The organism is Microcoleus sp. MON2_D5 (assembly GCF_036701905.1).
In the GTDB taxonomy this organism is placed as follows: domain Bacteria; phylum Cyanobacteriota; class Cyanobacteriia; order Cyanobacteriales; family Microcoleaceae; genus Microcoleus.
In genome coordinates this window covers 1-24,654 of sequence record NZ_JAUBRM010000047.1, presented here as the reverse complement: position 1 = coordinate 24,654, position 24,654 = coordinate 1, and the positions used below count along the sequence as shown (strand labels likewise).

The following is a 24,654-nucleotide window of genomic DNA, read 5'->3' as shown; positions in this document are numbered from 1 at the left end:
CCCAGACTTACCCCGAAACTGGGTTTGAGCGAGGAAAATATAGAGGCTGCAGTCCTCGGACCCCGTTCCCATGCAGCCGGTGTCTTTAGTGGCGAGGGCGTAAGTCCTGAGTACATTAATAGCTAAAATTAAATGGCCTTAGATTTGTTAAAAAAAGTAGAACAGAAGCAAAAGTTAGCGGGTACTGCAGGAGCAAAAATATTGTGAATATTCAAGAACTGTTTCAAAAAGGCGGCCCCGCCATGTGGCCCCTGTTGCTGTTATCGATTCTATCTTTGAGTACAATTATCGAGCGCTTGTGGTTTTGGGCGAGCCTCCTGAGCAAAGAAAAGCAGATAGTTAACCGTATTCTGGAAGCGGCTCGCAGCGATTGGGGGGCGGCTAACGAGATTGCCAGACAAGCTAACCGACAGCCGATCGGGCGATTTCTTTCTGCACCCCTGCGGCTCTACAATCCCGAACCAGATTTATTTCGACTCGCACTCGAAGCGGCAGCCGATGAAGAGTTGGCTTCGATGCGTCGCGGTGACAAAATCTTAGAAGCTACGATCGCTCTAGCCCCTTTGCTGGGCTTGCTGGGAACAGTTCTGGGCTTGATTAACTCGCTCAGTTCTATCCGTCTGGGCGACATCGGCACGGCGGCAACAACTGGCGTAACTTTGGGGATTAGCGAGGCGCTGATCACGACTGCTACTGGAATGATAGTAGCAATTTTTACCTTGGCGTTTTATCGGATATTTCAAGCTTTTTTGTTCAACCAGGCAAAAATATTTCGCAAAGCTGGAAATGAATTGGAATTGCTTTACAGGCAATACTGGCCTGCCGCTAATGCTAAGGGTCGAGCACCCGGTGCAGAATACAGCAATTCTTCTTTTGGTGCAGATGGTTTGAACAGGCGTTCTCTCAATTCTCAAGAATCGGGAGAACGGAATCGGGAGCCGAAATTGAAAGGTTCCGATCCGGCTGAAGATTCACCTTCTAATAATTAGAACCAAGGAGAACTGATGAAGATTAATCTAGATACTCCTGCTGAAGAGGCTCGGATTGAACTGGTGCCTTTAATTGACGTGATCTTTTGCATTCTGACGTTTTTTCTCCTGGCGGCTTTGCAACTGACTCGGCAGCAAGCCATTAATGTGGATTTGCCTAAAGCGAAGACAGGACAAGTACAGATGCGAGAGATGCTGATTGTCAGCATTGATGATTTCGGTCAAACTTATATCGACCAATTGCCTGTTAATTACCAACAACTCGATCGAGTTTTAAAGAGTTTCCAAAGTAAAAACCCTACGGGTTTGATGGTGCTGTACGCTCCTCAGAATGCGAGATATGCCAAAGTTGTGGAGGTTTTAGACAAATTGAGAGAGGTAGGGGGCGATCGAGTGGCTCTAGCAACTCTTCCTAGTTCAGCTCCCTCGCCGCTGCCGAATTCCTCGCTTCCCAATTCTGGCATTCCTGCGGCACCTGCGATCGGCAATTCCGGTCAACCCCTGCCGTCTCCTGTGCCTCCTGGGCAGCAACAGTTCAATCCCAATCAGTTTCAATCTCCTCTCCCCGCTCCGGGGCAGCAGCAGTTCAATCCCAATCAGTTTCAATCTCCTCTCCCGGCTCCACAGCAGCCTAGTAACTTTGGGGCAAATCAGGGCATTCCTCCTGTTTCGCCGGCACCGGCTGCTCCCAATTTCAGACCCGGAATCGGCACTCCACCGCAGGATGGCGGGCCCTCGAATTAGTTAGAAGGAAGAAGGAAGAAGGAAGAAGGGAGAACAGAGAAATAGAAATTCTCCGACTCTCCCCATCTCCCGCTCTCCTCATCTTCCAATCTCCTCATCTTCCACTCTCCTCATCTCCTCATCTTCCAATCTCCGCCTCTCCCCGTCTCCTCATCGCGGAGAGAATCTCCGCCGGATTTGGTATAAACGGCTTCAATTCTTTTGGTTCGTACTGAGCCTTTTTTCTCTTGACAAGTAGATACACTTGTATATGCCTGCGGAAGGAACTTTTGCAGAGATCTCGCCATCTCTATCCCTAAGTAAGGTATTTCTTAGGACAGAGGGTAATTTTGTCAAATGATTGTTACCTTTTGTAATATAGACGAAAGCCAGATGGGCAATCGGGCATCCCGAAACCAACGGTCGATCGCTGAAACAGCTTACAAATCTGGTTAATCCAGGTGTTCACTTTTAAGTCACCTTTACTTACAGAGGAGTCAAAGTCATGAGCCAACCAGCAGAATTGTCTTTGGAACAGCAATTTAGCCTGTGTTCCTTCAAAACACAGGTAAGTGACATGAGCCGCGAACAAGCTCAAGAGTTTTTGGTCAAGCTTTACGAGCAAATGATGCTTCGGGAAACCATGTACCGCCATTTTTTGAAACACCACTGGGGTTTAGAACCTAACCCAGGCGTTGAGTAACAAAGAGTCGCAGTCGGCGACCTCCGTCTCTTACTCTCTTCCCTCAGGCGGAAAGGAGTTGGGGGTGATGGGGCGTCACTCGAAGGCAGAAGGTAGAAGACCTGTATAGAGACTTGAGGAAAATTAGACAGTTTCTTTGTGGATTTCACTCGAATTGTCGAGTAAAACTAAGCATTTTGTCGATCGACCACAGGAGAGCGCAAAAATAATTTATGGCGCCTCGACTCGAAAAGTGAATAACTATTAATAATAAGTGTTAATTTTTTAACCAATTAAAATTTTTAACAAATTCAATATATTTGTCTTTAGTGGCAGCGGATGAGGTTTGACAACAATGGTGCTAGTCGGACATCTGAGCGCGACCTCCGACTAGCCAAACCTTCAATTTTCACATCAAACCCTAGAACTCGCAAATGTTGACTCTAGAAAGAGTTATTCCCCCTGACGTTCCAGAGTCGCCTCGATTGTATTCGTCAAGTAATGACCAGACATGATGCCGCTAGATTGGTAGTAGCGGTTGTCATCAACCCGGTGAAGGGTGTCAAAACCCGTCCGCCGCTGGCGTTCGTCTCCCAATACCCAATAACGCTGGACGATCGACTGGGGAGCAATCCAACCTTCGCCCTCGACGCGGCCGAGTTCGCTGTGTTGGAGTACAAACGTATACTGCCGTTCATCGCTGTTGAGGTGTCCTCGGTACTGCAAAATAATCTCTTCGCGATCGCCTCCAGGAAATACGAGCTTTGTCACCATACTGAACCAATCTGTTCGGTTCCAGCTCACTAAAGTTTTGCCTTTAACCGTAATTGGCACGCCATTGCGCTCAATCCAGCTTCCTTCGAGCGTCCATTGGCCAGATTCCATTAAAAACGTGTGAGCCACAGTGCTGTTCCTATGCTTTTCCTGCTGGCTACAATGCTGGTGCAACAACGCACAGCCGTTGTCCCTCAGACTCTATGCTATCACGCCCAACTGTGCCAACAAGAGTTAATTTCTCCTAAAAGTACCGGTGTCCGGGCACCAGTAACTTGAGGCAGATTGCCGGGAATGCCCCGAACCCGCCATGCGGCTAAAACCGCGAAAGCTATCGCCTCTTTAAAATCTACATTCAAGCCTGCCTCAGAAGTAGTCAACACTTGCACTGGATGCAATTGAGATTGCAATCGGCGTTTTAAGTAGAGATTGTGGCTGCCGCCCCCGCATAGTAAAACTCGATCGGGCATAGCCGGTAAAAAAGTTTGGTAACTGTGAACGATCGAGGCAACAGTCAGTTCTGTCAGAGTAGCCAGCACGTCAGCAGGACTGAGGTTGTAACCTTGGGCCTCGACCAAACACCTGTCAAAATAGTCTACACCAAATAGCTCTCGCCCCGTTGATTTCGGCGGTGCTTGGCGGAAGAACTCTGATGCGAGCCAATCCTCGACTAAAGCTTGACAGGGAGTTCCCGATGCCGCCCAAGCTCCACCTTCGTCGATCGTCTTAGTGCCCCCTGAGAAGTGCTGTACTGCCAAATCTAACAGGGAATTCGCCGGGCCTGTATCCCAGCCCGATATGCCCTCCCCAAGACTGAAAATCTCAGACTCGTCATTGTTTTCCCCTTTTCCTCTTGCCGGAAGATAGGTAACATTGCCAATTCCCCCCAGATTTTGGATGCAGAGGCTGATGTTGGGTTCCGCCAGCAGGCAGGCATCAACTATGGACACTAAGGGTGCTCCTTGACCCCCTGCAGCAATGTCTGCCGATCGAAAGTTACTCACAGTAGTAATTCCCGTCAATTCCGCAATTAGCGCGCCCCGCCCAAGTTGCAAGCTGTAGCCCATTAACGGACCGGCGCTGTCTTTCTGGGCTTTCCCAGCAGGTCGGTGGTAGACGGTTTGACCGTGAGAGCCGATTAATTCGGCTATATCATATTCTGCTTGAATTGTCAATGCCGCCGTGGCAAATTCTTGAGCGATGGCATCATCTAATTGGGCTAGTTCAGCCATTGACAAAGCTGAGCCACTGCAAACTGAGAGAATTTGCGATCGCAAATTAGCAGGATAAGGGAAAGTCTTGCCTGCCACCAATTGCACTTTCAAGTCTGTGTGGGAACCGACCACATCCACCAAAGCAGCATCAATGCCATCCACCGACGTGCCGCTGATCAAACCGATAACGCGGGTCATTCAATTTTAGATTTTAGATTTTAGATTTTAGATTGTTCAATTTTTCGATTTTAGATAGTCGGGTGCGATCGGGCGATCGAATATTATTTGAGGTCGATCGTCACGATCACCACAGTAATATTATCGCGTCCACCTTTCTCCTTAGCTGCTTGAATTAAAGCATTTGCAGCGCCCTCGCAGGCGCGAATCGACTTCAGAGGCGAAGCTATCAAAGGATCGGAAAGTTCTTCAGTCAAGCCATCGCTGCAGAGCAGCAAGCGATCCCCAGGCTGCACGTCCACCGGCAAAATATCTATCTCCCGCAAATCATCGCGGCCCAAACACTGGGACAAAACGTGACGCCAAGGATGAGTGCGAGCCTGGTCGGGAGTTAGAGCCTTTCTTTTGACAGCCTGAGCCACCCAAGTCTGGTCTTCAGTAATCTGTTCCAAGCGAGAGCCGTGCAGTCGGTACAACCGAGAGTCCCCGATATTAGCGCACCAGGGTCGGCCCTCATCCCTAAACATTAGAACCACAGCCGTAGTTCCCATATCAGCACGCTCGGGGTGGTCGAGCTGATCCGTCAAAATAGCTTGATTGGCAATTAAAAAAGCCTTTTCCAACAACAGCGGAGAATCCTCAGGCCCTTCCCAATGTTCGAGCAAATAAGATTGAATCGCCTGAGTCGCAATCCGGCTGGCTTCTTGACCTCCGGCGTGTCCTCCCATTCCATCGGCCACTATGAAAAATCGCCCGTCAGAGTCTATGTAGTACGAATCCTGATTTACGGAACGAACTAGCCCTGTGTCTGTCTTACCTGCGAAAGAGCGTTTCATAGATTGGGTGATTGGACTCATCGAACTTGAAAGCTTGATTTAATTGGGTGAGATGTTTTCTTCCAAAACTTAAATCCCGAACGGCAGTTGAAATTTCTGCACCCCACGAGCGCGAGTTTTGGAAAAATTGCACTTCCTTGACCTCATATTGTAGATCGTATGATGGTAATCCCATCTTAAAATTTTGCTAAATCCAGTAAATTCAGCAGCACCTGCAAAACAAGACTGGATTTCTACCCAAAATCCGAGGTTTTGCTGGCGAAAAATCTAGGTAGCAACTGGGTTTTTAGCCTCACAGCGCGTAAATATTGTAAATTTCAGCAATCTGTGGTCAGCCAGCAAAAACTTAACATTCGATGTCAAATTCTTGCTGGCGAGAAATCTCAAACCTGAAATTTCCCATCTCAAATTGCACAATTATGACATCCTGTCTAAACGATCGATCCGCTTGAACAAACGCAGCATAGCAAACCCTGCACCCGCCGCCAGCACGGCAACAGCGACAGCCGGCCAGACTTGATTGCTGACAAACAAAATTGTCGCCGACAAAGTAAAAGCACTCATCAGCAAAGCATAATTCGTGCCCATTTGAGCGCTGCTCATGCGGCGAAGCAAGCGCTCTGTTTCTGCAGAACGGACGCGAATCCGCAAATCTCCCTGTTCGAGTTTATCAATAGTCTCCTCAATCCGGCGGGGCAAACCCAAAGCACTCGAACTCACCTGAGCCGCCTGACGGCCGATTTCGTTAAAAATGCTGCTACTTGTATCATGGCCATTTCCATTAGTCATAAGCTGCATGGCAAAAGGTTGTGCCACCTCCATAAAGTTGAACTCGGGATCTAAACCTCGGCCCACCCCTTCGATTGTGGAAAAAGCTCGCATTACAAAAGTAAAAGTAGCTGGGAAGCGAAAAGGTTGGTTGTAGGCAATATCGTAAAGGTCGTCGGTAATCGCGCTCACAGACTGATTTTCAAAAGGCTTGTCCATGAAATTGTCTAGCATATACTGGATGCTGCGGCGCACCGGACTCATATCACCTGTAGGCACCAAAGCTCCCAAATTGATCAGAGAATCCATAATCCGCTGTCCATCCTTGGAAGCAATGCCGTAGAGCGTCTCCATCAGTCCTTCGCGGACGTTCGACTGGATTTGCCCCATCATGCCAAAATCGTAGAAAATCAGACAACCGTCCGCACTAACAGCGATGTTGCCGGGGTGTGGGTCAGCGTGGAAAAAGCCGTCGTTGAGCAACTGGCGCAAATAAGCTTTTGCCCCCAACTGAGCGATTAATTTACGATCGATCCCGGCCGCTTCCAAAGCTTCGTAGTGGCTGATTTTAATGCCGGGCAGGTATTCCAAAGTCAGCACTCGCGGAGCGGCGTACCGCCAATAAACCCTCGGCACCCGCACCCAGTCACAGTTGCTAAAATTGCGGCGAAAAGTATCAGCATTGCGGCCTTCATGGAGATAGTCAATTTCCAGCCACAGAATGCGACAGCATTCCTCATAAATCCCCATCCAATCTCGGCCGCGGCCCCACTTAGGATGGTTTTGAAAGTACCGGGCAATTCCCTTAAGAATTTGCAAATCGATCTCGAACAGCTTCCGCAGTCCCGGTCGCTGTACCTTGACCACCACTTCCGGGCCCGAATGCAGTTGAGCTTTGTGTACCTGACCCAGACTTGCAGCAGCCAGGGGTACTGGGTCAAAGCTGCGGTAGAGTTCTTGAACTGTCTTGCCCAAATCTTGCTTAACAATTACCTCTAACTGCTCGTAGCTGAAAGCAGGGACTTTATCTTGCAGCTTAGAAAGTTCCTCCACAAACTCTGCTGGGAACAAGTCGGCGCGGGTGGAAAATAACTGCCCAACTTTAATGAAAGTTGGCCCCAAATCCAAGAGTGTTTCTCGAACCCAGATAGCTTGAAAGCGGCGTCTGGCAACTTTCTTTTCTTCAGTCACGCCTCCCAAGTAGCTCCAATTTTTGCTGTCGAGCCAGAGGGAAGCCAGCCAGAGCAAGACAAAGGCCCAAATGTCGAAGAAGCGCCGCTTCCGGGAATATTTTTCGCGGTTCCAGCGATAAGCTTTACTTTTGTAGGATTTACTAGCAGTTTTTGGCTCATCGGCTTCGCCAGTGTGCTTGGGGGAGCGCTGGCGATTAACAGAGTCATCAAGGAGAGCAGACACTTGGGTTCCCAAATTGCTTATTTTATGTTGTTGCTTTGATTGGAACTAGGAGCGCAGGAGCGCAAAGCAATGCGCTCACGTAGTAAATAATAGTTGTGGTCGAATCGAGAGCTAGGGCAAACTGCTGCGGTAGCGCTGCAATTCCGATCGCACCAGAGCCACTTCGGCGCGCAGCTCGTCAATAGTCGCTTGCAAATCAGCAGGATGGATGTCTTGAATGGTGGTGGTGCTTGCCGTGCCAGTTCTGTTCTGCATCGCCTCATCCGAAGCTCTATTTGCCCGTTCCACAACTCGATCTGTGAACTGTCGCAAGCGTTCTCTTTGTTCTGCGTCAAATTTGCCGAGTTCAGAGAAAGCGTTGGTTGCTGCGCTTTCTAATTGCTCGTACAGTGCTTCGGCAAGTGCTCTGCCTACAAAAAAAGCATGAACTGGGGGTTTACTCATAAAAAATCTCTGTGCGCTTCCGCAACAAATTATAACTTGCTTGTCCCCGATGATGCTTGCTCCCAAAGGAAGGAAGTTTGGGGGAATTGACTCTGCCACCCCTTTGTCGGGGATGGGATTGTTGAGAGTTAGAACAGTCTAAGGCGCCACGGCTTAGCACAAAAGCCTCGCTTACACTGGCTCAAATTCGAGGTTGGGGTTGCTTTGTACCAAAATGTTTGCAGCTTGGCAGTATTAATACGCGACATCACACCACCTCAGCGCCGCGCACATATTCTAACATAATTTAAATCAAAATAGAAAACAGTCCTGCATTTTTGTGCGGGCATTTTGATTGCAGAGGAAATAGGAAATATTCGATAAACTCAGACGGCGACTGTTGGGATTTTCAGATTCGACCAAAGTTTTTGGAATATAGTCGTTGGCTAGGTAGGGCCTTATTCTCTCAACTACTGAGCGGATATTTGCTGACTCATAAAACCAAGTATTTGTCCGCACTTTGAACCAACAAAAACCCTACTAATTTGTCGCAGGTTCGGGAAAAGGTATCGTGGGCTCTCCCACAGGGGGTGGTGAATCAGGTGCGATCGAACTATCTGAATTGTTGCCACTGCCGCTCGGTATCGCAGGCTCAGGCGATCGCTCGATGGGCGAGGCTATTACTGGCGGCGCGGATTCCGACGGCGGCAAGGTTTCAGCGCTAGCACTCTCAGGGGCAGGCGGGGCGGGCGCGGCGGGCGGTTCTGCAGGCAGGGGCGCAACTTCTGGTACTGGTGCGGCTTCTGGTTGGGGCTCAGGCTCGATTTCGGTTTGAGGCTCTGGAATGGGGGACTCAGAAGGCTCCTCTGCGGGTTCGGGCGTCGGCGATGGGTCAGGTTCCGGTTCGGGTTCTGGGGCGGGAGTTTCCTGGCTTGGAAACTCAGAAGGTTGTGCGCTCGTTTCTGAGGGATCGTCGATCTGTTCGGGAATGTTGGTGCTGTCTAAGGAGGGTTTGGGGAGCTTGTTGAGTTCGATCGGGTAGAGAGGGCTGCTTTCGACAGACGGCTGCCCGAACATCGGCCCTGACAAATCGCGGGATTTGAGCAAATCTTCCAGAGATGGGAAGGATTCAATTTTGGGACGATTGCTGAGACTGGTGCTGTTGTAGTGCCATGCTAGGTCAAAACCCATCCAGCCTGCAATTGCAGCCGTTACGAGAAACGCCAGAAAAGTCAACTGCGGCGGGGGAGGTGCGGGCAATCTTAGACTTTGCTTGCCTTTTCTTTTTACTGATACTCGCTCTGTTTCTTGCAGCATGGTGAGCCAATTTTCCACTGTCTGAGGGCGGTTGTGGGGGTCGATTTCGAGTCCCTGAAGGATGGCTCGCTCGATTCTTGGGCTGAGGTTGGGCTGAAATTGCCGTAACTCAGTCAAGGGAATGCGATCGCGCAGGGGTGCTGCTACGGGCGCCACGCCGGAGAGTAAGTAGTAGAGGGTGGCTGCGATCGCGTAGATGTCAGTGGCCGGTGTACATTTACCGTCATAGAGGTATTGTTCGAGCGGCGCGTACCCGGGGGAGAGCAAGTTAGTGTGGGTTTGTTTGGTGCCGGCGGTAAAGCCGCGGGCAATTCCGAAATCTATTAACATTACTACGTGAGAATCGGCTCGCCGGATAATATTTTCTGGATTGATATTTCCGTGCAGCAATCCGCTGTGGTGCACTGTACTTACGGCTGAGGCTATTTGCCGAATATAGTGAAGGGCCTGGGCTTCTGACAGCGGCTGATCGGTTTCGACTATTTGGGCGAGAGTTTGGCCCGGAATGTAGTCCATTGCAATAAAAGACTGTCCGGCTTCTTCAAAAAAGTCGATTACCCTGACTATGTTGAAATGCTGACACCGCGATCGCCGTTGGGCTTCGGCAATAAACTGCTGTTGAAATTGGGCAGATTCTGGGTGTTGGCGCAGACTTTCGTTGAGGGTTTTGAGTACGACGGTTTGGTTTAAATGGGTGTGGATAGCTCGGTAAGTGATGCCGAACCCTCCTATCCCTAAAGTCGCGTTAATTTTGTATTTGCCCTGTTGCAGGACTGTTGCTGGCGCTAAGTTCATCTTCAGTTGATGCCGTTTCCCAAACTATGCTACCGCCTTTGGGTTATTTCGCAGAGTTAGGGGTGAGGTTCGATCGGCGCCCTAGTTTGAGCTTTAGCTCTGCTATAGCAATCCTATATGATTTGTGATAATTTACCATAACTATGAAGCTTGACGAAATAAAATATCTGATAATGGGTAACTAACTTAAATATATATTTGACGAGAGCAAATGTCTGATACAGATGATAGCACTCCCTAATCAATTGTTTAGCTTGTAACCAAATATCTTCAATTGAATGCTGAGTCGGAGCGTAGGAGTGCGAATCTCAAACAAGTGATTTTCCAATCTGATTCATCTTGCATCATTATTCACCCATGACAAAAAGTCTTTAACCTAGAAAAGAAGAATGATATTTAGCGCCATCCCCAATTAATGCTATCCGCTTGTCGTTACATTGACTCATCACATACTTTAAATATTGACGGGGTGACAACCCCGTCAACTATCAGGTGCTTTTCACTTAATTGAACCTCATAACATCGGAAAGTGCTGTAAATCTTTTTTGCGAATGTTTTCTCCCCAGACCCCAGAGATGATTGACCGGATCGTAGCAGTTGCCCTTAATTTGATGAATCCGAACCATTTAAGACATTGGTTCACTCATTGCTGCTAATGTACCTCATAGCATCGCAAACTGCTGTAAATTGTGCAGAATTACCGCTCGACTAAAAACACAATTCCCAATTCCCCAATTTCATCGCATTTCCGCAACTCTCACAGTCTCTGTAGGCGGCATCATGGCTTCTTTAGCATTCAACTTTTGATTCAACTCACGAATCCGGCGCGACAGCAAGCGAATAATATTCACAGCAATTCCCGGCGTTTCATCAATCGCATCGTATAGCTGCATTTGAGTCAGCATCAAACACTCGGATTGTTCGAGAGTAGAAATAGAAGCCGAGCGAGGTTCTGCGTCAAAAAGCGACATTTCCCCGAAACAAGCCCCCGCTTTCAACTGTGCTAAATCCCGATCGCCTATATGCACCCGCACCGTTCCCGATACCAAAATATAGAGAGACCGACCTTCTTGTCCTTCCGTAAAAATCCTGTGCTTGGAAGGAAACGAAAGTTCATCCATTACCGATGCTAGACGCACGAGAAAATCATCCCGTAGTTCCTTAAAAATCGGAACCTCCCTCACAAACAATAGGCGTTCGACGCTGGTTAACATAATGAGATGCAATGATTAATTTAAACTTAAAAAAGGGAAGAAGAAGGGAAATAAAAATTGTTGACGGTTGACGGTTAACTGTTGACTGACAATAATAACTGCCAACTGACAACTGACTAATGTTACCTTTTTCCCCCAGCACCGAACTCTGCCATCATCTCTTCAACTTGAGCGGATACCAAATTATCGGGGTCATTTTGCAGCCTGGGCAACAATTCGACCAAAGCCCGCGGCGAGGCTATTTTCAAATAGGCTAACACTGCTTCGCGGACAAAACCCGTCGGGTGCTGCAGACAGACGAGAGTTTGTTGAGCCGTAAGACTCCAGCGCGCTTCTCTCGCCAAGTGAAAGCAGCAGGCCAAGGCCCAATCCGAAAGGAAGTGGCGCAATTCTAGCAAGCGGCGCAAACGATCGCTAGGGGCTAGAGGTTTGTAAACCATCAATTCCGAGAGGTTGCTCAATTTTTCTCTTTGCGAGTTTTGGTCTAACAAATTGATGAGCGATCGCTTCCTAGCTATATCCACAGTATTATCGAGAATTTCCAATCCCCTAGCAACCAAAGAAGGTTGGCCGGAAGCGATGTTGAAAGCAGCGGCTTGTACCGTGTCCAGCGGATAAAGAAACTTCATCAGCAAAAAACACCTATCCCTAGCATCAGCTTCCAACCCCGCCAGAGCCCGCTGCAACAATTGAGCCGTATCGTTCCCAGGTGCCCCGGTGCTGTTGGCATCCCGCTTGGAGAAATTGCCGTAGGTTGTTACCCCAGACAAATCTACCAGACCTGCATAAATTTGACCGATAAACATTAACTCCTGTTCGATGAGAGTTTCCAAGCCGCTGCGGCCGATGCGGTCTAGAACCCCTTCTATCCCCGCTTCCGAAGGCATTTTCAACAGGATGCGGAGGATGTTGCGCCTGGTAGTTCCCCAGGTCGTCATCAAGTTGCTGACCAAAATGTCGATCGCCTCCGGAGTCCCTATTTGACCCAGAGCCGTCCAAGCTTGCAACCTGACCAAATCCGGCTTGTGGATGTCCTCAGCCAAATACACGAGCAAAGGAATGGCGTCGTTGTGAAGTTTGACTATAGCCTGCAAAGCCGCTTCCCTAGTTGATTTGTAACCAAGGCCGCGCAGCAGCGAAGGATAATATTCTTCCGAATGAGTAGACGAAATCACGTCTAACAGAGCGCAGCGCACTCGCAGAGATTCATCTTGCAACAGATTGGGGATATGCAGCCGCAGTCCTTGCAAATAATCCGCTTCTCCCAGAGCCCGCGTCCCCATAACACGTTCTCGCTCTTGCTTGTGTGTCAGCATTTGCCGCAGCGTATTAGTAGCCTCTGCCTTTTGCTGGCGATCGCCCCTTCTCATAATTAAAGCAGCCGCCGTACCCCGCACCACCGGATCGACCGTCGGCTGCAAGTAAGGCCGCAAGCTCTCAATATTCGGTTCAGCTTCCGTCAGCCAGATGTAGCGCAAAGCCAAGGCCAGAACCTCCGGTGGCAAGGATTGCTGCGAGAGTGCGCGGACAGATTCTAAATATGCGGGGTTCGGGTGTTGCAGCATCGTTTCCAAGCTCTGGCGCTGCAAACCAGGGGACAGCGAATCGAGGAGGGGAGCCAGAACTTCTCCGACATTTTTGGGGTCAATTTGCGTCAGGAGTTCTATGCAAGAGCGCTTTTCATCTTCGCCCCCCGGCTTTTGTAGAGTTTCCACCACTGCGCGCTTGAGAGCTTTGAGGTCAACGTCTGTGACGCCCAAGCGCCCCCGCTCCGCACTTTTGACCAACAAACCCACGTATTGAGAGCGGATCAGCCATACGACAAACACCCACAACAGTGCCAATATTACGATCGCGCCAATAAATATCAAGCTTTGCTGGTCGTGAAATACATTTTCGTCTTGCTGGGGGAGTATCTTGCCTGTCACCCACAGCATAATCAGGATGCCTACTCCTGTAGCTCCGCAGGACAAAGGTTCGCCCACACCGTTGACCAAAGTTTGAATTCCCGATCGAATATTGTCGGGAATCGGTTGAAATAAAACCGGGCTAACGGTTTCCAAAAGCGTGTAGTGCAGCAGTTCGTCTAAAAATCTCAGCAATATCAGCCCGATGAACACAGATACTAGCTGGCCCAGAGATGCTCCTATGGTCAGCACCCCGAGTATAGCGATGCCCGCCGGCAAAATCATCGCCGTCACGAATACACCGATTCTTTCCACCAACCGGCTCGAAGCGAACCACTGAGTCGCCACTTGAAACAGGCCTTGTATGCCTTCATAAATGCCCAGGAAGCTAGCGATCCAACTAGCTCCGTCCCCCGGGTTTTGGTATTCTAACTGGCTGTAGAATTGGAAATCTACTAGCACGTAGACGACTTCTGCGAGGATGAAAAAACTGACTAGAGGTACAGCGTATTTTTGGAGCGGGCCTGTAACTTTGCGGGCGGTAAATTCTTCTTGGTCGTCGTCTTCGTCGTCATCCGTCCAGTGAGCCGTTTCCGGGAATGCTTGGCTGTATTTTTCCGTGAGGTAGTAGAGCAACACCGAGCCTGTCGCCACCATCAACCCCGATATGAGGGTAACGTTTTTGAGTCCGACTACGTACAGCAAAACAGGCAGAGAAAATCCGCTGACTACTCCAGCTACTAGATAGCCGCTACTGACTAGCGGATAGGTACGCTTGATTTCTCTAATATTAAACAGTTGGTTGGAAGTGATAGAAGTATTAAGGTCGTTGAGGACATAGCAAGCTTCTACCCACAGCCACATCAAAAAAATAGTAATAAAAGCGATGCTGACGCCAGCTATCTTAGTATTTTCGTAGCCGATGCCGAATCGAAACAAAAATAGCGGTATCGACATCATTGCCAGAACAACCACTACGGTGCGCCTTAGCGGCAGGATTTTTTGCAGCCACGAGTAGACAAATCCCAAGCCAGAACCGATAAACGCGCTGGCTATGTAGATCCAGGGCATTTTGTCTGCACCAAATTCATCTAGAAAAAGACCTACTGTGCTGAGTTCCAGCCAGATCAGACCGACGGAGGTTAGAGTGTAGACGAGGAACATCAGTATGGTTCGCTCTACTTCTTCCGATCGCAGGTTGAGCGATCGCAGCACTCCTTGTCTTACTCCCGCCGAACCGCTGATTTGAAAATTTTCCATGCAGCCTTGATTTTCCTGTGTGGTAGCTTATTCCTGACTGACTAACTTCGGAAGTCATCAGCTATCAGTCACCAGTTTATGACTGATGACTGCTTACTAATGACTATCTATTTATACTTTCTTGGGCGACAGCAGCATCATCATACTGCGTCCTTCTTTTTTCGGGGCTTGCTGCACTTCTGCGATTTCCTGCAAATCTGTGGCCATGCGCTTGAGCAAGTCCTCTGCGAGGTTGCTGTGTTGGATTTCCCGACCTCTGAACATGATCGTGGCTTTTACTTTGTCCCCAGATTTGATAAAGCGGTCTGCTAGTTTGAGGCGCACTTGGTAGTCGTGTTCTTCAATTTTGTAGCGCATCTTCACTTCTTTAACATCGGCAGTGTGCTGCTTCCGCTTTGCTTCTCGCGCTTTCTTTTCCTGCTCGAATTTGTACTTCCCATAGTCCATTACCCGGCATACGGGCGGGTCAGCTTTGTCGCTGACAAGTACGAGATCGAGTTCTTTTTCTTCTGCGAGGCGCAGCGCTTCTGCAGGCGTCAATATCCCTAGTTGCGCGCCGTCGGTATCGATTACCCGGATTTTGGGGTATCGAATATTTTCGTTGATCTGGGGTAGGTTGCGATTTTGTCTTCTTTCAATCACAGGCATGAATGGTTTTACAAGCAGTAGTTTAATAGCGAAGCTTCTTGATAGTTACAGGTTTGATCGGTCAATATTTCACTTGGACGATCGAACTGTTTTATAAGGTGTTACCCTTACCGGACGTACTACCGCGCCCTGTCTCCCCTCCGCTAAAGCCTTGGGGAATATTTGGACGATCGTAAATGAATTCTTACAATACTTGCTATTCTACTCAGTCTGGCTGAGTTTCTGCCTAGTTTTATTTTAACTTCACACACGATCGCCTGCCCCCTTGCCCGATTGATGACAAAACCGTCAAAAATTCAGGGTAAAAGCTTAAGGATGAGGTACCACCGCTTTTCCTAGCCCATCTCGCCCGGTCTGGCAAGTCCCCCAAGTCGCCTGATTTGCCTTGTAGAATAGGTATAAGCAAGTGTAAATTTATGTTGCGAGCTGAGGCAAAATTGACAAATTCTCTGCTGTGGCACCAACGGGTGGGAACTCAACGAGACTGGATGTGGCGGGGTTGGCAAACTCGCTACACTTATTTGCGGCAGACTTTGGGGCGAAATCAAGGCGCGCTCAAATCTCAAGATTCTGGGGCCCAGGCAATTGCCCCGCACGCATCGGGAACGCCGATTATTTTACTGCACGGGTTTGGAGCTTCGATCGGTCACTGGCGACAAAATCTCGCCCAACTCGCCGAAAACCAAACGGTTTACGCCTTGGATTTGTTAGGGTTTGGCGCTTCCCAAAAAGCTCCGGTCAACTACTCTGTGTCTTTGTGGGTCGATCAAGTTTATGATTTTTGGCTAACTTTTATCAGAGAGCCAGTAATATTGGCAGGAAACTCGATCGGCTCGCTGATTTGTCTGGCCGTGGCCGCGGCTCACCCGGACATGGTGGCCGGCACGGTGATGGTTAGCCTCCCAGACCCCTCTGTGCGAGCCGAAGCGGTGCCCGGATGGCTGCTTCCGGCGATCGAAGCTGTTGAAAGTTTGTTTGTTTCTCCGATCGTACTCAGGCCTTTGTTTTATTTTGCCAGCAAGCCTTCCTTTGTCCGTCGCTGGGTTGGCTTTGCCTACTCCAACCCCGAAGCTGTTACCGACGAATTAGTGGAAATTCTAGCAGGGCCAGCAGGCGATCGGGGAGCAGCCCGGGCCTTCTGCGCTTTATTTAAAGCTGTAGGCAGTTCAAAATTTTGCCCCAGTGTCAAGATTGTGATGCGAAATTTAACGATCCCCATGCTGTTAATTTGGGGCAAACAAGACCGGATGATTCCCCCTCGGTTCGCCCGACCCCACCAATTTGTCGAATGCAATCCCAATTATGTAGAGCTAGTTGAATTAGATAATGCGGGCCACTGTCCCCAGGATGAATGCCCGGAACAAGTAAATCAAGCAATTTTGAACTGGATGAGCCGGAATTTTGCACCTATGGGCGAGAGCCAATTGCAGCACTGTTGATTAGACATGGGGCCGTGGATTATTAAGGGAAAAAAATCACTTACGGGTATCGATCCCGCTCAAAAATAAATTTGCTAGAACTCGATCGCACCCGGTGGTATGGTATAGCAGATGTGGAAGGCTATAGGGACGAAGCTGACTGGGTAAAAAGAAGTCCGAGGGAAGGCCCAATCGACCGCTTAGGTTTCAGATATTAAGAACGTCCTAACCGTCAGGGCTGTTGCTATATTACAAAACTTCCCTATCTTGAGAGTCAGTCGATTTGAGGTTCGATACTGACTCGCCAGCGGCTATCTAGAGGCTTGAACTAACCTAAACCACTTGTTTGCTGTGGGCGACTCCTGCTGGAAATTAAGTCTCCGTCTTTCTGTGATGTCAGGTATCTACTGTTATTGATTGCCCTTTTTTTAAAAGGTCAGAGATTGACACAATCACCAAGATAGTGTATCTTCTCTAACTGGTAGTACACATCCAAGTTATGCAGTTAGTCGAAAGGCAAGTCATTAAACCAAATCACAGGTTTTACCCAGAAGCCGATCGATTGTCTTTGCTGTCCAAAAAACTTTACAACTGCGATAACTATATCATCTACGGTCAAAACTTTTTCTCAGGTCAACAAACCAATGCTCTGGCTGTCGATCGTGCACTCAAAAACAGTCTAAAGGACAAAGCATTGCCAGCCCAAGTAACACACAAAACTCTCCCGTTACTGCTGAAAACATGGACTAGCTATCATAGTGTCAAATTGGCGGGCGCGCTCGCGATCGCCCCACTAAGTTTCAAGCAGCACCGAAAATCCCTGAGTAAAAAATTCAGAAAAAAAGAGAGCAGGGGCGATATGGAGTTGTATTTAACTGTGAATCTGTTAGCAAAAAATTAGCAAAAAAGATTTTTCCAAAGAATATGTCAGTTTGTCTGGGACTAACATTTGGTGGCTTTGAAAAGTTACCTAAATCTTGGAAATCCGGATTGTTCCCGAGGTAAGTTGTTAAGTTATTGAGGTAGTTTAGGAAAAGTTAGAACACAACGCAAGTGTAAAGCGGATTATAACCCTTGCCGTAACGAGCTTCGCCAACATTAAAGAGCTATGAAACCCCTCCCTGGAAGAACGGTAAAATTCTACCTTCTAACTTGTACCTTCTAACTTCAAGAAGCACCTTGTTTCTTGCTCCTAAAAATAAATACCTTCCCTTGTGCCCACAATCTTTCAGTCTGCTTATAACCGATCGCCCCCAAGTATACGGGAAAGTTCAAAAATGCCGGGATCTGGCATTTGGGAGCCTGTTAACGCATAAAAAAGTAAATTTAGCCAACAACTGACGGCCCCCGTGCCCCCGGTCTGCTGGCGGCTAACTGCTGAAAGCCGATCGGGCAAGCAGCGCCCTTCCAGCTTTTGGCAGTAACGCAAACGAGGAAAAAACTGTCGTGAAATTCCACTGGCTACTACCGAGTTTCTTAAGTGTATTTTTGCTCGCCGGAGCCGCCGAAGCAGCTAGACTGCAATCTTGGCGGTTTGATGCTTCAGAGAACCGGCTTTACATTACAACAGACGGGGGAGTACAACCCAAGGCTCAACTGATTTTCAACCCGATGCGGTTGGTAATCGACTTGCCGGGGACGAGTCTGGGTCGTCCCTCGGTCAGCAAACCGCTCTCAGGGGCGATCGAATCGGTGCGGGTAGGGCAGTTTGACAACGATACGACCAGAATTGTGGTCGAGATCAAAGACGGGTTTACTATAGACCCTCAGCAAGTAAAATTCCGGGGGATTTCTCCGACCGAGTGGACAGTGGATTTGCCAACGCCGGTGCCGGGAGAAACTCAAAATCCGATTTCAGAGCCAGGGGGAGAAAGGTTATCGGTTGAATCTTCAGCATCCCAAGCCCAGTCGGGCGAGGCGACTGTAGTTCAGAACGTTCAGGTGACGGCGGACGGTTTTTTAGTCCGCACAGCAGGCGGTCGCCCCCAAATTAATTTTCAACAAAGTCGGGCTGGGGACATCGCCACCCTCGATATTGAAGGAGCTAGTTTAGCTGCGGGCCTAAGCAGCCAACAGCCTCAAACGAACGGTCAGCACGGGGTTGACCAGATTGAAGTCCGGCAACTGCCAACAGACCCGCCCGTTACCCGCGTGACTTTGCGGATGAAGAATTCTAATACTCAGTGGCGGGCATCTGTGAGCAATTTGGGCGGGGTTGTGCTATTGCCTGGAAGTGTAGTACGACAGCCCTCGGTTTCCCGCCGCCTGACTGTAGATCCTCCGGCTAGACAAGCTCAAGGAAATTTAGCGAGAGTTCAGTCAATTGATTTAGCCAGTAACGGCACGCAACTGGTGGTGAGAACTGACCGCCAAGTCTCCTATACCAGCGGGTGGGACCAGGGGTCGAGAGCTTACTGGATTAGGATCGCCTCTAGTTCCCTAACGGGGGAAATTCCTCAGCTCGATGCCAACAGTCCTGTATCGTTTACTGCCAGCCAAGAAGATGCGGAGACTGTGGTGATTTGGGTGCAGCCGCGATCGGGGGTAGAGGTAGGCAGGGTGACGAGACCGAACCCGCAGTTGCTGTCTTTGCAGTTGCGATCGAATGCTAGCGCGCAGCAGCCTTTGACTCGCACTCCGAATTTGCAGCCTTTGCCGAGAAGGACTTTCGGAAACGACGATTTGCCCCAAGCTTCTAACCGCCGCGCCGTAGTAGCGATCGATCCTGGTCACGGTGGCCGCGATCCGGGGGCAGTCGGGATTCAGGGCATTCAGGAGAAGGAGATTGTTTTGGATATCTCGTTTCAGGTGGCGAGGCTGCTGGAACAGCAGGGCGTGCAGGTGGTGATGACTCGGACTGACGACAGCGAAATCGACCTGGAACCGAGAGTTTCTTTGGCGGAACGGGTGAATGCTACTTTGTTTGTCAGCATTCACGCTAATGCGATTAATATGAGTCGGCCGGATATTAGCGGGATTGAGACTTATTATTTCAATAACGGCCAAGATTTGGCCAGGGTGATTCACGCCAGTATTTTGGAGGGTACAGGGGCGACTGACCGCCGAGTGCGGCAGGCGAGATTTTACGTTTTGAGGAAGACTTCTATGCCTTCTGTTTTGCTGGAGGTAGGTTTTGTGACGGGTGCTGAAGATGCTGCTAGGCTTTCTGACCCAGCTTACCGCAGTCAAATGGCGGCTTCGATTGCTCGCGGCATTTTAGTTTATCTTCAACAAAGATAATATATTGCCGGAGGGATTGGTAATTGGTAATTGGTAATTCGGCATTGGTAATTGGTAATTGGTAATTGGTAATTTTTCCTGATGACTGATGACTGATGGCTGGTGCCTGCTGACTATTGACAACTGACTATTGACAATTAACAAATGACAACAGACTCTGGACAACAAAGAATCGGTATTTTTGACAGTGGCGTGGGCGGTTTGACTGTTTTGACCCAGTTGTACCGACAATTGCCTAACGAATCGATACTTTATTTTGGAGATACGGCGAGGCTGCCTTACGGCACTCGCACGCCGTCAGAAATTGTGGAGTTTGTCCGCGAAATTATGGCCTGGTTGGTGGAACAGGATGTGAAAATGGTCATTATGGCCTGCAACACCAGTTCTGCTTTGGCGATGGAGATGGTGCAGGCTGAGTTTGATATCCCTGTGCTGGGAGTAATTCTGCCGGGGGCGCAGGCGGCGGTGCAGCAAGGCAAGCGGATCGGGGTCATCGCAACTCCTGCTACGGCTGCTAGCAATGCTTATCGAAATGCGATTTTGGAGATGGACGATTCTTGCCTGGTGTGGCAGGTTAGCTGTCCGGCTTTTGTGCCGCTGGTGGAGCAAAACCGGATTCACGACCCTTATACTTGTGAGGTGGCTCGGGAATATTTGGCTCCTTTGATTCAGCAGCGCATCGATACGCTGATTTACGGCTGCACTCATTATCCGCTGTTGGCTCCTGTGCTGCGCTCGCTTTTGCCTGCTGGGGTGACATTGATCGATCCTGCGGTACGGGTGGTGGCTGCTGCAGCCAGAGAATTGGAGCTTTTGGGGCTGCGGAATCCTGGTACTGCGCTACCGACTCGTTTTTGCGTGAGCGGCCCCCCGCAGCAGTTTGCGGAGTTGTCTGTGCAGTGGCTCGGTTGTACTCCTGCTGTGGAGAAAATATCCCTGCCGACAGTTGTACGATCGCCCGTCTCGCTGGAATCTGGCGAATAAGCCGGAAAATTTATAGGTTAATCTAACCCCCCAAAACTCAGGTAAAGCTGGAGCTGGGGGGTTTAATTATTGCGATGTAACCTAGCAATTACACATCAATAGGTAATATTATTGAACAAAAGCTTTGATGAACAATGCAAATAATGTCCTATACGTGCTGGATCTCTTCAGCCTTGAACCATGTCACCCTATGTATCACAAGCAGTTTTACTTGTAGACGGCTATAACATAATTGGACTTTGGCCTCGACTCCGAGAGAAGCGCGATCGCGACGAACTCGAAACAGCTCGTCGCGAGTTAATAGAGGTTTTAGTTAACTACAGCGCCGTTCAAGATTTTGAGGCTCGACTGGTGTTTGACGCGCACTATCGAGATACTCCCGGCGTTAAAGAAATTATTACTAAAAATTTATCGGTGCACTACACTGACTTCGGTCAGACAGCAGATACTTATATTGAAAAATCTTGTGCTAGTTTGCGCTACGAGTTGCGATCGGTCAAGGGCAAAGGCCGCATGATTGTCGCCACATCAGACCGAGCGCAGCAGTTGACCGTAGTTGGCTACGGTGCCGAATGGATGTCCGCCGAACAACTAGCGGCTGACGTAGAATCCACCGCCCGCCGCAGCGAGCGCCAGCACAAATCCCGCAAACACAATTCCAGTCGCTTTCTCGCCAATTCCCTCGATCCAGAATCCCAGCAGCGCCTCGCCAAGTTGAGAATGGGGCTGCATTAGCTGCGGAAACCCGCTCGCTGTCTGACAAAAAAAAAGTTTATCAAAGGCCTTGCCAAATCGAGTAAGTTCAGCTATTGTTAGTAAATGTGGGTAACAAAAACCCCCAATCCTCGGTAGCTCAGTGGCAGAGCGGTCGGCTGTAATGAATGCAAGCCTTTGGCACCAACCAAAAGCCCTAGTGACATAGCAGCTCTATCCGGTAACGGATACTGAAAAATCGGGTGAATTCAAGGAAACCGCAGCACTTCGGGTGGCGGCAATCTTGAGCCAAGTCTGGCGAAAGGCAGCGGTTACGATCGCAAGTACCCAGGAAGGTGCAGAGACTAGAGATGAGGAGCCTAACCAATAAATCTCATAGCGCCCGACATCCGACGACAGATCACAAACATGATTTGTAGGGATGATGAAATAGTCCGCGCCCTTCGGAAACGTTGGGATAAGTGTAACCGATTGGTCGTAGGTTCAAATCCTACCCGGGGAGTTAGTAAAAGTCTGAAGTTGGAATTTTCCAGCTTCAGATTTTTTGTTTTTATTTGTTGAACCATTTGTGTATTGTGACTCAAGATGCAGACTTTACGGAAAGAAGTTGGCTGTATAGTTCTCCACCGAAAGTAGTGTGGTTAAGATGTGGAAACGCACCCACCAATTAAGTTGAAACTCTGATCCGCTCTGGACAAGAAGCGATTCAAGAGTTTTTAAGTAATTCTAGCATTCACTGCTTAGAGCTTCATTGATTCAAGAGTAGTCATGCTTACGCTGTAACTATCTCCGGCTTGATATCAGGTGATGCTGGCTCGAAGTGCAACACCATGATTTTCTCTCTTGGCAATCCGAGAGAGTCATAAGTGCGTGCGTTGCGATCGCTAAATTTAACCTCAAACGCTGCACCATCAGCCAACAGTTCAACCACTGTGCTAACTTGTCCGCGCCGCAAGTTGTATTCAGGAAGGCCAACGGTCAAGGCAACAATATCTAGCTATTTGACTGTATTCTTTGCCACTCTTATGACCTCCAGTCACTATAGAGGATAGCAGGTTGTTAATCTCGGAATCTTTTTTTTACATCCTGAGTCGCAAAATTAAAGTTGAGAGCGCCAGCCGAATTTCCCCAAGCTATCAAAATTTGTAGTGTGACATGCAATCGCGTCCGGAATGTGGGCTTCAATGAGGTGTAATTAAAAGTGACATTTTTAGGTCAAGTGGCATTTTTAGGTAGCCAATTTAGTGTGTATTATTTTTTTCAGTTCTTCCGCATAAGATTTCGCCTTTAATTTATCGCGATTCACTTCTCCAGCTTGCTTGATAACATCTTCTACTTGCTTAAAGTAATTCAAGCTTTCATCATTCAAATTTTTACAGACTTCTATAATTCGTTTACAAAATTTTTCAAGATTATTAGATGTTAAATCTGGGCCTTTATTGCCGCAGATTAAGTACTTAATACACATTAACATATGCCACTTATACTTACCAAAGTTATACGGAATTTTTTTATTACCAATAAGTAATTGAATTCTATATAGGGCAAGGGAAGCAGTATAAAAAGCAATTTCTTTATTGCGCTCATCAAAAAGTTTTTCATGTAACTCCTCAAGCATTTGAGTCGGATATCTAGCAGCAAGATCGGGGCGTTCTAGAAACATTGATACAACTGCTCTTGAACACTGCTTAATATCAAATATTCTCTTATCAGGTATACCCTGTCCAACAAATTGACGGTCTCTTCGCTCAAAATATAGCTTAATTTCTTCATCACTATCTTCTGCTAATGCTTCAAAGAAATCCTCAACCTTACGTATAATTGGCTTGAGTGAGAGAAATTGAATGTCTTCAACTTTAGTTTGGCTATTAGTTGCTCTTACAATCTCACTAATCACATCAGGATCGGTAGCTTCAACTACCTTGATAGTTAGCATGGTTTCATCAGATAAAATGCTTTTATTTTCATAAAGTACGTTACTTGTCTGACATCCATTAACAATTTGAAAGTTTTCAATATATATTGAATCACTTTGTACTTTAACATTGGGGGAGATAATTGTAATTCCATTATTAAGAATACCAAATCTCGCTCTTCCGCTTCCATCAACGAGCGTTTGTTTAATCATCTTGTTAACTGGATTGTCTTGCCCTAAAAACGATCTAACGTTCTCTTCAAATATAAAAGTACGTAGTTTCCCATCTTCATCGGATAAAACATTTTTAATAAAATTCTGAGCAGGCACAATAGCAAGATAAGCTTCTTTAATACCAGAAATTTCCGGATAGGGTGTGTACCCTTTTACTTCAAATTTCGCTTCTACGCCTGAGTATGTTAGTGACCAGAGCTTTACCAGTTCGTCTCTATCTACTGGAAGAACAGTCACTTCTTTAAAATATCCAGAATCCTTTATTCTCTGTTGAACATTCTTAAAGGTTCCTTCTATTTCTTTTGCATGGGGATATGTTCCTGTTGTTGCATAAAACAGATGGCAATTTGGTTTGCCCTGAGCTATTTTAGGAACATTTTCAATTACAGTATTAAACAAATCTTTTGAATTTTGGATGAATTCTCCTTGAGGCAAGTTAGGTGAATCATTTAAAAAGTCTGATACACCATCACCGAACTTTAGAATTTCACCTCGTTCAAATTTTTCCGATCTTTTTGATTGAATGAAAACAATATCAACTACGACATTCTTCTTAGGTCTGTTGAATATACTACTGGCTTCATCACGAGTCGTAACTAATTCTCCATCAACAATGAAAGATATCCCATCAATTCCACAATCATCATCTTCGCTGGTAATAGCACTAATATCAAAACGAGTTGGATAGAATTTGTAAACAATACAAAAGTTACTAAACCTCTCAAATTGCTTACTTTCATCAAGTTCATCAAATGACTGCTCTAAGACGAATCTCTTGAGATGTGATGATACGATTTTATGCATATTCAATGAACCATTAAGCTAAAATAAACTTCCGTTGATTATAACAGCTCCAAGGCAATTTTTAGGAAAAAATGTCACTTAAAATTACAAGATATTAATGTCTTTCGGGTGAAAGCACTCTGACCGATGGGTGCATCTCAGTTTTGCACATATATCAAGTGGAAAGTTGACCATTGAGATAAGCACAGCGCAGAGAAAGGAT

At 47.8% G+C, this 24,654-nt stretch carries 20 protein-coding genes; 9 read left to right on the top strand and 11 right to left on the bottom strand.

The window, feature by feature from the left end:
* The first annotated feature begins 203 nt into the window (after window positions 1-203).
* The 3 genes from QUA47_RS18280 to QUA47_RS18270 all read left to right on the top strand — a co-directional run bounded on the left by QUA47_RS18280 (window position 204) and on the right by QUA47_RS18270 (window position 2,415).
* Window positions 204-989 (top strand): MotA/TolQ/ExbB proton channel family protein, encoded by a 786-nt coding sequence (locus QUA47_RS18280; protein ID WP_333431754.1) that lies wholly within the window; start codon window positions 204-206, stop codon window positions 987-989.
* Window positions 990-1,004: 15 nt separating this feature from the next.
* Window positions 1,005-1,733 carry a biopolymer transporter ExbD gene (locus QUA47_RS18275; RefSeq protein ID WP_333431753.1) on the top strand — a complete coding sequence of 243 codons (729 nt, stop codon included), beginning with the start codon at window positions 1,005-1,007 and terminating at the stop codon, window positions 1,731-1,733.
* Between the two features lie 484 nt (window positions 1,734-2,217).
* Window positions 2,218-2,415 (top strand): NblA/ycf18 family protein, encoded by a 198-nt coding sequence (locus QUA47_RS18270; protein ID WP_006635253.1) that lies wholly within the window; start codon window positions 2,218-2,220, stop codon window positions 2,413-2,415.
* A gap of 432 nt (window positions 2,416-2,847) precedes the next feature.
* Here the strand turns inward: QUA47_RS18270 and QUA47_RS18265 are convergent, their stop codons facing one another.
* From QUA47_RS18265 to infC, 9 genes are all read right to left on the bottom strand, one after another.
* On the bottom strand, window positions 2,848-3,279 hold the full coding sequence (locus QUA47_RS18265) for a hypothetical protein (protein WP_199292612.1): 432 nt from the start codon (window positions 3,277-3,279) through the stop codon (window positions 2,848-2,850).
* A gap of 98 nt (window positions 3,280-3,377) precedes the next feature.
* Window positions 3,378-4,580, bottom strand: a complete 1,203-nt coding sequence (locus QUA47_RS18260; protein ID WP_333431752.1) for an anhydro-N-acetylmuramic acid kinase — start codon at window positions 4,578-4,580, stop codon at window positions 3,378-3,380.
* A gap of 83 nt (window positions 4,581-4,663) precedes the next feature.
* Window positions 4,664-5,395: a PP2C family serine/threonine-protein phosphatase gene (locus tag QUA47_RS18255; RefSeq protein WP_333085120.1), complete on the bottom strand. Its 732-nt coding sequence runs from the start codon at window positions 5,393-5,395 to the stop codon at window positions 4,664-4,666.
* A 417-nt stretch (window positions 5,396-5,812) separates the two neighbouring features.
* Window positions 5,813-7,579 carry an AarF/ABC1/UbiB kinase family protein gene (locus QUA47_RS18250; RefSeq protein WP_333431751.1) on the bottom strand — a complete coding sequence of 589 codons (1,767 nt, stop codon included), beginning with the start codon at window positions 7,577-7,579 and terminating at the stop codon, window positions 5,813-5,815.
* Window positions 7,580-7,690: 111 nt separating this feature from the next.
* Entirely contained in the window at window positions 7,691-8,023 is a 333-nt protein-coding gene (locus tag QUA47_RS18245; RefSeq protein WP_333215412.1) for a DUF6825 family protein, read from the bottom strand.
* 519 nt (window positions 8,024-8,542) lie between these two features.
* Entirely contained in the window at window positions 8,543-10,114 is a 1,572-nt protein-coding gene (locus QUA47_RS18240) for a protein kinase domain-containing protein (protein ID WP_333431750.1), read from the bottom strand.
* A 737-nt stretch (window positions 10,115-10,851) separates the two neighbouring features.
* Window positions 10,852-11,328 (bottom strand): Crp/Fnr family transcriptional regulator, encoded by a 477-nt coding sequence (locus QUA47_RS18235; RefSeq protein WP_333128001.1) that lies wholly within the window; start codon window positions 11,326-11,328, stop codon window positions 10,852-10,854.
* 122 nt (window positions 11,329-11,450) lie between these two features.
* Window positions 11,451-14,495: a HEAT repeat domain-containing protein gene (locus tag QUA47_RS18230; protein ID WP_333431749.1), complete on the bottom strand. Its 3,045-nt coding sequence runs from the start codon at window positions 14,493-14,495 to the stop codon at window positions 11,451-11,453.
* A 111-nt stretch (window positions 14,496-14,606) separates the two neighbouring features.
* Window positions 14,607-15,143 carry a translation initiation factor IF-3 gene (infC, locus tag QUA47_RS18225; protein ID WP_006635262.1) on the bottom strand — a complete coding sequence of 179 codons (537 nt, stop codon included), beginning with the start codon at window positions 15,141-15,143 and terminating at the stop codon, window positions 14,607-14,609.
* 416 nt (window positions 15,144-15,559) lie between these two features.
* Here infC and QUA47_RS18220 point away from each other — a divergent pair, with 416 nt between their 5' ends.
* The 6 genes from QUA47_RS18220 to QUA47_RS31040 all read left to right on the top strand — a co-directional run bounded on the left by QUA47_RS18220 (window position 15,560) and on the right by QUA47_RS31040 (window position 22,170).
* Window positions 15,560-16,582 (top strand): alpha/beta fold hydrolase, encoded by a 1,023-nt coding sequence (locus QUA47_RS18220; RefSeq protein WP_333217308.1) that lies wholly within the window; start codon window positions 15,560-15,562, stop codon window positions 16,580-16,582.
* Window positions 16,583-17,060: 478 nt separating this feature from the next.
* Window positions 17,061-17,462 (top strand): hypothetical protein, encoded by a 402-nt coding sequence (locus QUA47_RS18215; protein WP_333431748.1) that lies wholly within the window; start codon window positions 17,061-17,063, stop codon window positions 17,460-17,462.
* Between the two features lie 545 nt (window positions 17,463-18,007).
* Entirely contained in the window at window positions 18,008-19,801 is a 1,794-nt protein-coding gene (locus tag QUA47_RS18210; protein ID WP_333431747.1) for an N-acetylmuramoyl-L-alanine amidase, read from the top strand.
* A 144-nt stretch (window positions 19,802-19,945) separates the two neighbouring features.
* Window positions 19,946-20,785 (top strand): glutamate racemase, encoded by an 840-nt coding sequence (murI, locus tag QUA47_RS18205; RefSeq protein WP_190660417.1) that lies wholly within the window; start codon window positions 19,946-19,948, stop codon window positions 20,783-20,785.
* 180 nt (window positions 20,786-20,965) lie between these two features.
* Window positions 20,966-21,520, top strand: a complete 555-nt coding sequence (locus QUA47_RS18200) for an NYN domain-containing protein (RefSeq protein ID WP_242722119.1) — start codon at window positions 20,966-20,968, stop codon at window positions 21,518-21,520.
* Window positions 21,521-22,053: 533 nt separating this feature from the next.
* Window positions 22,054-22,170 carry a DUF5615 family PIN-like protein gene (locus QUA47_RS31040; protein ID WP_333287332.1) on the top strand — a complete coding sequence of 39 codons (117 nt, stop codon included), beginning with the start codon at window positions 22,054-22,056 and terminating at the stop codon, window positions 22,168-22,170.
* Window positions 22,171-22,271: 101 nt separating this feature from the next.
* Here QUA47_RS31040 and QUA47_RS18195 read toward each other — a convergent pair whose 3' ends face one another.
* Entirely contained in the window at window positions 22,272-22,490 is a 219-nt protein-coding gene (locus QUA47_RS18195; protein WP_333431771.1) for a DUF4926 domain-containing protein, read from the bottom strand.
* Window positions 22,491-22,727: 237 nt separating this feature from the next.
* Window positions 22,728-24,452, bottom strand: coding sequence for an AIPR family protein (locus QUA47_RS18190; RefSeq protein ID WP_333431746.1), 1,725 nt, complete (start codon window positions 24,450-24,452; stop codon window positions 22,728-22,730).
* Between the last annotated feature and the right edge of the window lie 202 nt (window positions 24,453-24,654).